At 76.1% G+C, this 10,347-nt stretch carries 9 protein-coding genes; 6 read left to right on the top strand and 3 right to left on the bottom strand.

Annotated features, from left to right (window positions below; all coding sequences use genetic code 11):
* Positions 1-181: 181 nt before the first annotated feature.
* Entirely contained in the window at positions 182-2,353 is a 2,172-nt protein-coding gene (locus ACFWEG_RS26115; protein WP_387219763.1) for a prolyl oligopeptidase family serine peptidase, read from the bottom strand.
* Positions 2,354-2,520: 167 nt separating this feature from the next.
* Between ACFWEG_RS26115 and ACFWEG_RS26120 the strand changes: the two genes are divergently transcribed.
* The 4 genes from ACFWEG_RS26120 (at position 2,521) to ACFWEG_RS26135 (ending at position 6,725) form a co-directional block, all read left to right on the top strand.
* Positions 2,521-2,715: a hypothetical protein gene (locus ACFWEG_RS26120; RefSeq protein ID WP_387219766.1), complete on the top strand. Its 195-nt coding sequence runs from the start codon at positions 2,521-2,523 to the stop codon at positions 2,713-2,715.
* Between the two features lie 90 nt (positions 2,716-2,805).
* Positions 2,806-3,753 (top strand): N-acetyl-1-D-myo-inositol-2-amino-2-deoxy-alpha-D-glucopyranoside deacetylase, encoded by a 948-nt coding sequence (mshB, locus tag ACFWEG_RS26125; RefSeq protein ID WP_387219768.1) that lies wholly within the window; start codon positions 2,806-2,808, stop codon positions 3,751-3,753.
* Positions 3,750-4,121: a DUF6113 family protein gene (locus tag ACFWEG_RS26130; RefSeq protein ID WP_387219771.1), complete on the top strand. Its 372-nt coding sequence runs from the start codon at positions 3,750-3,752 to the stop codon at positions 4,119-4,121. Before mshB ends, ACFWEG_RS26130 begins: the two co-directional genes overlap by 4 nt.
* 189 nt (positions 4,122-4,310) lie before the next feature.
* Entirely contained in the window at positions 4,311-6,725 is a 2,415-nt protein-coding gene (locus ACFWEG_RS26135; protein ID WP_387219773.1) for a hypothetical protein, read from the top strand.
* A gap of 7 nt (positions 6,726-6,732) precedes the next feature.
* Here the strand turns inward: ACFWEG_RS26135 and ACFWEG_RS26140 are convergent, their stop codons facing one another.
* Together ACFWEG_RS26140 and ACFWEG_RS26145 are read right to left on the bottom strand one after the other, a co-directional pair.
* The gene (locus ACFWEG_RS26140; RefSeq protein WP_387219776.1) at positions 6,733-7,638 is read right to left on the bottom strand and encodes a tetratricopeptide repeat protein; all 906 of its coding nucleotides are present in this window, start codon (positions 7,636-7,638) and stop codon (positions 6,733-6,735) included.
* Between the two features lie 3 nt (positions 7,639-7,641).
* A complete protein-coding gene (locus tag ACFWEG_RS26145) occupies positions 7,642-8,658 on the bottom strand; it encodes a GNAT family N-acetyltransferase (RefSeq protein ID WP_387219779.1) in 1,017 nt (338 codons plus the stop codon).
* A 113-nt stretch (positions 8,659-8,771) separates the two neighbouring features.
* Here ACFWEG_RS26145 and fdxA point away from each other — a divergent pair, with 113 nt between their 5' ends.
* Both fdxA and dapC read left to right on the top strand, forming a co-directional pair.
* A complete protein-coding gene (fdxA, locus tag ACFWEG_RS26150; RefSeq protein ID WP_387219781.1) occupies positions 8,772-9,092 on the top strand; it encodes a ferredoxin in 321 nt (106 codons plus the stop codon).
* 100 nt (positions 9,093-9,192) lie between these two features.
* Entirely contained in the window at positions 9,193-10,299 is a 1,107-nt protein-coding gene (dapC, locus tag ACFWEG_RS26155) for a succinyldiaminopimelate transaminase (protein WP_387219783.1), read from the top strand.
* The last annotated feature ends 48 nt before the right edge of the window (positions 10,300-10,347 follow it).

Here is a 10,347-nt window from a genome sequence, read left to right on the forward strand (position 1 = left end):
GTACGGGCCAGCACCGTCTCGTGGGCGCCGACACGGGTGTCGGCCAGCGCGAGCCGGTGACGGGTCCGGCGGTCCACGCCGAGCGCGTCCAGCGCCTCGGTCATGGCGGCCTTGAAGTGCTCGGCCCAGTTCGGGTAGGCCGAGCCGGGACGCCGAATCGGCGTCCCGGCCGACCGCATGTCTAGACCACTTCGGCGCTCCGGCGGGGCAGGCCCAGGGTCCGCCTGAGGAAGTCCGCCTGGAGCAGCAGCAGGTTCTCCGCGACCTCCTCCTGCGGGGTCATGTGGGTCACCCCCGACAGCGGCAGCACCTCGTGCCGGCGCCCCGCCGCGAGCAGGGCGGACGAAAGCCGCAGGGAGTGCGCGACCACCACGTTGTCGTCGGCGAGACCGTGGACGATCATCATCGGGGCCGACGTGGCGGCCGCCTCGGAGAGACCGGCGTCCGTCACCAGAGAGTTGGTGGCGTAGACCTCTGGCTGCTCGTCCGGGTGGCCGAGGTAGCGCTCCTGGTAGTGGGTGTCGTAGAGCCGCACGTCCGTCACCGGCGCCCCGACGACCGCCGCGTGGAACACGTCGGGGCGGCGCAGCGCGGCGAGTCCGGCCAGGTAGCCGCCGAAGGACCAGCCGCGGATCGCGACCCGGGTCAGGTCGAGGGGGAAGCGGGGGCGGCCCGTGGCCGGGTCGGTCTCGGCGGCCAGCGCGTGCAGGGCGTGCACCTGGTCGTCCAGGGTGACCGCCGCGAGCCGGTCGCGGACCGCCTTCTCGAAGCCGGGGGAGTGGTGCGGGGTGCCGCGGCCGTCCGCGACCAGGACCGCGAAGCCCTGGTCGGCGAACCACTGCGAGGCGAGGAACGCCCGGCCGTCCGCGACCACCCGGGCCGACCCGGGCCCGCCGTAGGGGTCGAGGAGGACCGGAAGGGGGCCGTCCGTCTCCGGCCGGTATCCGGAGGGGAGCAGGACGGCGCACGGCAGCCGGCGCGTGCCCCCCTCCATGAGCGTCACGCGCGGGGTGAGGCCGGGCGGTTCGGCGTGCGAGCCGATGCCGAGGTCCGGCTCCCCCGCGCGCACGACCCGGCAGTGCGGCTCCGCGGTGTCGAGCCGGGTCGACACCAGCAGCGTCGTCCCGCCCGCCCGCAGCGCCCCGTGGACCCCGGGCCCCTCCGAGAGGCGCCGTACGCGGCCGGCCGGCAGGTCCGCCGAGTACACGTGCGTCTGGCCGGTCTCCGGGTCCGCCGCCGCCTCGCCCGCCTTCGCGGTGAACAGCAGGCCGTCCGCCGAGACCCCGAGGAGCGCCCGTACGTGCAGGTCGGGGCCGGTCAGTGCCCGGCCGCCGACGTCCAGGACGCGGACGCCGTCCCGGTCGGCGATCCGCACCAGTTCGCCGTCCGGGGTCCAGGCCGGGACGCCGGGGTGGAGCTGGAGCCACGCCTCGCGGTCCTCCTCCCGCAGCACCTCGGCCGTCCGGCCCGTCGCCACGTCCACCGTCAGGTACACCTGCTCGCGCTGGTCGCGGGCCTGCACGAGCAGCAGCGGGGGACCGGCCGCCGACCAGTGCACCCGGGCCAGGTACGGGTAGCGCTCCCGGTCCCAGGCGACCTCGGTGCGCCCGCCGTCCAGGGTGTGCAGCGAGAGCCCGACCTCGGCGTTCGGGGTGCCCGCCGCCGGGTAGCGCACCGGCACCGGGGGGCGGTCGGGGTGCGCCGGGTCGGCGATCCACCAGGTCCGCACCGGGCTCTCGTCGACCCGCTCGACGAGCAGCCGGTCGGAGTCCGGCGACCACCAGTAGCCCTGGAGGCGGTGGATCTCCTCGGCGTCGATGAACCCGGCGAGACCGTACGTGACGTGCTCGGCCTCCGGCTCCGCGAGCGCCCGGTCCCCCGTGCCGTCCGCCCCCGCGACCCGCAGCGCGCCCTGCGCCGCGTACGCGACGTGGCGGCCGTCGGGCGACGGGCGCGGGTCGACGACCGGCCCCGCCGCGGGCAGCTCGCGGGTGGTCCCGGCGCGCAGCTCGGCGACGAACAGCCGCCCGGACAGCGCGAACGCGGCCAGCTCCGAGGCGGCGTCGGTCGCATACGACACGATCCCCGCGCCGCTGGTCCGGCTCCGCTCGCGCCGCGCCCGCTCGGCCGCCGACAGCTCCTCGCCCTCCCCGCCGAGCAGCACCTCCGGATCGGCCGCCACCCGCTCCTTGCCGTCGGCCACGTCCAGCGTCCACAGCAGGTGCGTGCGGTCCGTGCCCGACCGGGACCGCAGGAACGCCACCCGGCGCCCGTCCGGCGCGAGCGCGAAGGAGTGCGGGGTGCCGAGCGTGAAGCGCTGGGTGCGGGCGTGCATCCGCGGGAACGAGGTCATCGTCAGAACCTAGGGCAGCGATCACCCCTCGCGCGCCCCCTTTGTGCTGCCGTGCGCGAGGTATGCAGTGCCACGGAAAGTTATGATCCGTAGCGCTCGGTGGGTATCAACCCGTCGGCAACTGCCCGTGCCCGTACGACAGTCGTTCATATGAGGAGGTGACCGCCGTGGCGCTCTCGGTATCGGCGGTGGTGCTGCTGGCGATCCTCGTCTTCATCATGGTCAGGAAATCAGGCCTGAAGGCGTGGCACGCACTCGTCTGCGTCCTGCTCGGCTTCTACCTGGCGAGCTCGTCGGTGGCCCCGACGATCAACGACGTGACGACGAACGTGGCCGGCATGATCGGCGAGCTCAGCTTCTGACGGGTCCCGCACGTCCCGTCCCGTCGCGACCCCGCACCGCGCCGACCCCGACGTCGTGGTCGGTGCGGTCCCACCTCGTACCCTGTCCGCATGACAGCCCTTCCCGCCGCGGCCGCCGCCCGCCGGCTGCTGCTGGTGCACGCGCACCCCGACGACGAGTCGATCAACAACGGCGTGACCATGGCCGCCTACGCAGCCGCCGGCGTCGCCGTCACCCTCGTGACCTGCACCCTCGGGGAGGAGGGCGAGGTCATCCCGCCCGAGCTCGCCCACCTCGCGCCGGAGCGCGACGGCACCCTCGGCGCGCACCGGATCGGCGAACTCGCCGCCGCCATGCGGGAGCTGGGCGTCACCGACCACCGCTTCCTCGGCGGCGCGGGCCGCTACCGCGACTCCGGGATGCTCGGCCTCCCGCAGAACGCCCGCGGCTTCTGGGGCGCCGACCTCGACGAGGCCGCCGCCGACCTGGTCGCCGTGCTGCGCGAGACCCGCCCCCAGGTCGTCGTCACCTACGACCCGGACGGCGGCTACGGCCACCCCGACCACATCAAGGCCCACCGCGTCGCGACCCGCGCCGTCGACCTGGCCGCCGAGCCGGCCTACCGCCGCGACCTCGGCGCCCCGCACGCGGTCGCGAAGGTCTACTGGAACCGCGTCGCCCGCTCCGACGCCGAGCACCGCTTCGCGGAGCTGGAGAAGGCGATGGCCGACCTGCCCTGGCCCGCCGCGGCGGACCTCGGCGACGTGCCCGGCGTGGTCGACGACGACCGCGTCACCGCCCGGATCGACGGCACGGCCGACGGCGGCCGCTGGGCGGCCCGCAAGGCCGCCGCGATGCGGGCGCACGCCACCCAGGTGGCCGTCCAGGAGCCGTGGTTCGCGCTGTCGAACGGACTCGCCCAGCCGCTGTTCCCGGTCGAGTACTACGAGTTGGCGCACGGGCGCTCCGGCGCGCCGGCCGGCGAGGTCGAGAGCGACCTCTTCGCCGGCCTCGACCTGCCCGCCGCCGCCCCCCGGACCGCGGAGGCCCACCGGTGAACGTCCCCCGGATCGCCACGTTGGGACTGCTGTTCGTCCTCGGCGTCGTCGTCGGCCTCACCGGCGCGCTCGTCCAGGGCGGCTGGTCCGGCGGCGGACTGCTGCTCGCCCTGCTCGCGTCCGCCGGGCTCTTCGTCGGCGGCGCACACCTGACCGGCACCCGGGCCGGCGCGTGGGCGCCGGCGGCCGGCTGGCTGCTCGCGGTCATCGTCGCCAGCTCCCCGCGGCCGGAGGGCGACTTCCTCTTCGGCGCCGGGATCGGCGCGTACGTCTTCCTCCTCGGCGGCACGGCGGTCGCTGTGATGTGCGCCACCCTGCTCCGCCCGCCGCCGGCGGGGGCTCCGAAGGACGCCGACCGCTCGCGCTGACCGCGCGAAGGACCGTCACCTGCGGGGCTGTTCCCGCCGGTGCCGGCGGCCCGGACGGCGGGGGGCTTCCGGCGGCCGTGGGGTACCCGTTCCGCGTGGCCAGTATGGTGGTGCGCGCCGCCGAGCCGCCTCGCGCGTCCCGTAGTGACACCACGGGACGGGCGGCGGAGCCAACCGGGAGAACCTGCCTTGACTCGAGAAACTGACAGTTCGCCCTCCGGGCCCCAGGGGCGCGGAGCCGCCTACCCGTCGGGCACGCCGCCGTACGGCACGCCGCAGGACGGCGACGCGGCGGCCGCGGGCCACGCCCCGGTCGGCGCGGAGACCGCCCCGGCTCCGGACGAGCCCAGGACCGAGACCACGCTGACCACCCGCGTCCGGATCAACATCCCCGGCTCGCGCCCCATCCCGCCCGTCGTCGTGCGCAAGTCGATGACCGAGCGCGAGCGCGCGGAGAGCGCGGCGGGCCGCGGCGAGCCGACCGGCGCGTACGAGCCGGTCTCCGGCCCCGCGCGGCCGGTCGCCGCGGCGGCGTCGCCCGCCGGCGGTGGCGGCGGTCGCCCCGCGCCCGGCTCGGCCGCCTCCACCTCGGGCGTCGCCTCCGGCGGCGGGGCGCGCGAGAAGCTCCCGACGCGGTCCCCGCAGGCCTCGACCGCCCGCGGCGGCGCGGGCGCGCCGAACGGCTCCGGCGGGGCCACGGGGGCGGGTCCGGGGGCCGGGTCCGGTTCGGGCGGCGACGAGAAGGCCAGCGACTGGTTCGCCCCCCGCAAGGCCCCGGCCCCGCACCGGGACGAGCCCGGCACGGGCGAGGGTCCCCGCTTCGTCCGCGACGAGCAGGGCCGCGGTCCCGACACCGCGGGCGGCGGATCCGCGAACGGAGCCGCTCCCGGCGGCTTCGGTGCGGGCGCGCGCGCCGCCGCCGGCCACCAGGGCCCCGTCCCCAGCGGCCCCGCGGCCCCCGGCCCCGACGGCGCCTCCGGCCCGTACGCCGACACCGACCCCTACGGCGCCCAGGTCCCGGCCGGACCCCAGGACTCGTACACCGCGCCCCAGCCCCCCGCCGGCGGCGGCCCGTTCGCGGGCCCCGGCACCTCGGGCGGCCCCGGCGGTACGCCCGACCCGTACGCCCGGCCCGACGGTGCGGCCCCGCGGCCGCAGGGCACGCTGGGCGACTTCACGCCCGGCGGCGGCCCCGCCGGCGCGGGCCTGCACGCCAACTCGCCCTACGCGTCCGCCGACGCGCCCTCCGGCACCCGCCCGGGCGACCCGTTCGGCGACCTGGCCGCCGAACAGGCCCGCCGCGGCGACGGCTTCGGCCCCGACGGCCCCACCACCGGCCCCGTGACCGGCAACGGCCCGCTGGCCCCCGGCACCGCGCCGTACCCGCAGGGCGTCCCGCCGCACGGCACGCCCCCGCACGGCGTGCCCGGCATCGCCGACGACACCGCCGTCCTCACCCCGCAGCCGCCGTCCCCGGCGGGCCCGAACGCCTCCGGCGAGCCGCTGACCGGCGGCATCCCGGTCGTCCCCGGCGCCGGTCCCACCGGCCCGGCGCCGTCTCCCCCGGGCCCCGGCGGCCCCGCCGCCCCCGCGCCGAGGCAGGGGACGATCACCCCCGTCCCCGAGCCCCCGGCGAAGAAGAAGGGGCGCTCCAAGCTGGTCATGGCCGCCGCCGGCGTCATCGGCCTCGCGGGCGTCGCCTACGGGGCGGGCCTGCTCCTGAACCACTCCGACGTCCCGAAGGGCACCACCGCACTCGGCGTCGACATCGGCGGCTCCTCCAAGGAGGAGGCCGTCCAGAAGCTCGACGCGGCCCTCGGCAACCGGCTCACCGCCCCGCTCGAACTCCGCGTCGGGGAGAAGACGGTGCCCCTCTCCCCGGAGAAGGCCGGCCTCAGCGTCAACACCGAGTCCACCGTCCGCAACGCGGCCGGCAGCGACTACAACCCGGTCTCCGTCATCGGCTCGCTCTTCGGCGGCACCCGGGTGGCCGAGCCCGACATCCCCGTCGACGACGAGAAGCTCGCCGTCGCCCTCGCCGACGTCACCTCCGGCGGCAAGGGCCCGGGCGCGGCCTCGGAGGGCACCGTCGTCTTCCGCGACGGCAAGGCCATCCCCTCCTACGGCAAGCCCTACGACGGGGTCGATGTCAGCGCTTCCGCCGACGCGGTGGCCGCCGCCTACCGGGAGCGCGCCGAGACCGGCGAGAACGCGCCCGTCGCGCTGCCCGTCACCCCGCAGAAGCCGAAGGTCTCCGACGCGGAGGTCGACCGGGCGATGAAGGAGTTCGCGAAGCCCGCGCTCTCCGGCTGGGTCTGGCTGCAGGCGGGCGGCGTCGAGGTGCCGTTCAGCGAGAAGTCCATCGGCGAGATGCTCCGCATGCAGCCCGGCACCGACGGCTCCCTGCAGCCGGTGATCGACCTGAAGGTCCTCGAGGAGAAGTACGGCAACGCCTTCGCCGGGGTCACCATCGACGGCGGCGCCGGCGAGGTCCCGATGAACGCCCAGCACGCGGCCGCCGCGATGCTCCAGGCGCTCAAGAAGACCGCGCCGGCCGAGCCCGAGAAGCGGATCGCCTCCGTCGAGGGCGCGAAGGCCGGTTAGGCGAAGCTCAGTTGAGCCGTGAGCGGGCCGCCCGCGCCTGGGTGCGCAGGCGGTCCGCGGTCGCCGGGTCGATGTTCGCGACGATCGCCGCGTACGCCTCCAGCTCCTCGGCCCCGGTGACGAAGTCGCCCCGTTCGACCAGGAGTTGGGCGCGTTCGTAGCGCAGCCTCGCCGGGTGCGAGGGCAGCGAGAGCGCCAACTCGACGGCCCACAGACCGATGTCGGACCGCTCCGGGCGCGCGGCCGCCCAGGCCCGGATGTTGTCGAGGATCCGCAGCACGATGTCCAGCGGCCGGGCCGGGGACAGCATCGAGGGGTGCAGGGCCTCGCCCGTCGCCCCGGCGACGAGCAGTTCGGCGTCCGCGCCCGTCAGCGGCCGCCCCGCCGCGAAGGGGTCGGCGAGCACCACATCGCCGGTGTCCGCCACGGGTTCACCGATCGCCCCGCTCGTCGGCGGCTCGCCGAAGCCGACGACGAAGTGGCCCGGCAGCGCCACCCCGTACACCTGCGCCCCGGCGCGCCGGGCGACCTCCATCCACACCACCGACAGCAGGATCGGCAGTCCCCGGCGCCGCCGGAGCACCTCGTGCAGCAGCGAGGATTCGAGCCGCTGGTAGTCCGCGGGCCCGCCGAGGAAGCCGCAGCGCGCGCCCAGCAGCTCCGAGAGGGCCGCCGCCCAGGCCCGCGGGCCGCCGGGCCGGTACGGCAGCAGGCCCGCGAGCCGGTCGAGTTCGATCTCCGCGGCGTCGATACCGCGCTGCCCGAGCCCCGGATCGGCGACCGCGCCGATCAGCAGGCACAGCGACGCCAGGTCCGGCTGCTCGGACCGCGCCTCCTCGGCGAACCGCCGCCGCCACTCCTCAGGGCTGACGGGCTCCTCGTCGTCCTCGGCCGGCGGGGGATCGCAGTGCACGGCTCACTCCTGTCCTGGGGAGCGGAACTGGTAGTGGTGGTAGGTGTGGTGGGTGGTGAAGCCGAGGTCGTCGTAGAGGGCGAGCGCCGGCGCGTTGTCCGTCTCGACCTGCAACCAGGCCGCGGAGGCCCCCTCGTCGAGCGCCCGGCGCGCCAGCGCGGCCATCACTCCGCGCGCGAGGCCCTGCCGGCGGTGCTCCGGGGCCACCTCGACGGCCATGAACCCGGCCCACCGCCCGTCGACGACGCACCGGCCGATCGCCGCCGGCGCCTCGTCGCCCGCGCCCCCGGGGACGGTCGCGAACCACACCGAGGGGCCCGCGCCGAGCACCTTCAGGGCCGTGGCCCCCACTCCCTTGCGCTGGTACCGCCGCAGCCACGCCGCGTCCACGGTGCGGGACAGCCCGACCCGGTCCACCGCCTGCGGTCCCGCGTCCGCGAGGGGGGCGAGCGCGCCCACCCGCACCAGCGCGCTGACCTCGCGCGTCCAGCCGTGTGCGGTGAGCGCCTCCGCCAGCGCCTCCTGGGTGTCCGTCCCGCCGGTCGCGACCTGGACCGTCGGCGTCAGGCCCCGCTCGGCGTACCACCGGCGCACCCGCAGGAGCGCCTCGTCGAGGGGGAGGCCCGGATCGCCCAGCGGGAGGGCGGAGTTGGCGCGGCGGGTGAAGCCGTCCGCGGCCCGCAGGAGCCAGTCGCCGAGCCGCTGCGTCTCCAGCGGCTGCCAGCCGCGCGAGGAGACCCGGGCCAGCTCCGCGTGGTCGGCGGCCGGGCCGCGCCGCCGCGGCGGGGTCTGCGGGACCACCTTGCCCGCGACCAGCGCCGACTCCTCGACCCGCACCCGTTCGCCCGACCTTCGTGTGACGATCAGCACACCGTCGTCCCAGGATGTGAGAACACCCACCGCGTCGGTGAACCTCGACCCCGCCGCGCCGCCCGGTACCGCCTGCCGGACCGACACCCGTTTGCCCACGTCAGCAGGGCCGATACGGACCTCCAGCCGTCCGCCGCCAAGGATTTCCACCGCGCTCCCCACCCCTCCTGTTCGTCTCGTGCCTGAGAACGGCGATACTAGGTGCGGGCATCGACGACGCCGCGCTCCCGCGCAGAGCAGCCCTACCGAGGAGGAACGACAGCGTGACCTACGTCATCGCGCAGCCTTGTGTCGACGTCAAGGACAAGGCGTGCATCGAGGAGTGCCCCGTCGACTGCATCTACGAGGGCTCCCGGTCTTTGTACATCCACCCCGACGAGTGCGTCGACTGCGGCGCCTGTGAGCCGGTCTGCCCGGTCGAGGCCATCTTCTACGAGGACGACACCCCCGAGGAGTGGAAGGACTACTACAAGGCCAACGTCGAGTTCTTCGACGACCTCGGCTCGCCCGGTGGCGCCTCCAAGCTCGGCCTCATCGAGCGCGACCACCCCTTCGTCGCCGCGCTGCCGCCGCAGAACGGCTGACCCGCGCCGCCCCCGGTCCCGTACGGCGTTCACCCGCCGTGCGGGACCGCGGTGTTTTCCGCGTGCACTCCGCCCCCCGGCATCAGAAAGTGAGCACCCCGTGAGCGCAGTCTCCGCGCGCCTCCCCGTCTTCCCCTGGGACAAGCTGGAGCCCTACAAGGCCGCGGCGAACGGCCACCCGGACGGCATCGTCGACCTCTCCGTCGGCACCCCCGTCGACCCGGTGCCCGCCGTCGTGCAGAAGGCGCTGGTCGACGCCGCGGACTCGCCCGGCTACCCGACCGTCTGGGGCACGGTCGAGCTGCGCGACGCGATCACCGGCTGGGCGGGCCGCCGGCTCGGCGCACGGGGCGTCGACCACCGCAACGTGCTCCCGATCGTCGGCTCCAAGGAGCTCGTCGCCTGGCTGCCGACCCAACTCGGCCTCGGCGCGGGCGACCAGGTCGCCTTCCCCGCCCTCGCCTACCCCACCTACGAGGTCGGCGCGCGCCTCGCCGGCGCGGAGCCGGTCACCTACGCCGACGACCCGTCGGCCGAGCTCGACCCGGCGCGGGTCAAGCTGCTGTGGCTCAACTCGCCGTCGAACCCCACCGGCCGGGTGCTGCCGGCGGAGGCGCTCGCCCGGATCGTCGCCTGGGCCCGCGAGCACGGCGTCCTCGTCGCCTCCGACGAGTGCTACCTGGAGCTGGGCTGGGAGGCCGACCCCGTCTCCGTTCTGCACCCGGACGTCTGCGGCGGCTCCTTCGAGGGCCTGATCGCCGTCCACTCGCTCTCCAAGCGGTCCAACTTCGCCGGGTACCGGCTCGCGTTCCTGCTCGGCGACGCGGACGTGCTGCGCGACCTGCTCCAGATCCGCAAGCACGGCGGGATGATGACCGCCGCCCCCGTCCAGGCCGCGGCCGCCGCCGCGCTGGACGACGACGCGCACGTCGCCGAGCAGCGCGAGCGGTACGCCGCCCGCCGCGAACTCCTTCGCGAGGCGCTGCTCGCGCACGGCTTCACCATCGAGCACTCCGAGGCCAGCCTCTACCTCTGGGCGAGCCGCGGCGAGGACTGCTGGGAGACCGTCGCGCACCTCGCCGAGCTGGGCATCCTCGTCGCCCCCGGCGACTTCTACGGCGAGGCCGGCGCGCGCCACGTGCGGGTCGCCCTCACGGCCTCCGACGAACGGGTCGCGGCGGCCGTCGAGCGGCTCGCCAAGGCCTGACGGCACGCGCGAAGGGGCCCGGGAAGCACGGTGCGCTTCCCGGGCCCC

It is taken from the genome of Streptomyces sp. NPDC060194 (assembly GCF_042728285.1).
GTDB lineage: Bacteria > Actinomycetota > Actinomycetes > Streptomycetales > Streptomycetaceae > Streptomyces.

Bases quoted from the DNA above. Each gene is read 5' to 3' on its own strand.
- mshB (WP_387219768.1), top strand. From the start codon at position 2,806: ATGACAGCCCTTCCCGCCGCGGCCGCCGCCCGCCGGCTGCTGCTGGTG.
- ACFWEG_RS26115 (WP_387219763.1), bottom strand. From the start codon at position 2,353: ATGACCTCGTTCCCGCGGATGCACGCCCGCACCCAGCGCTTCACGCTC.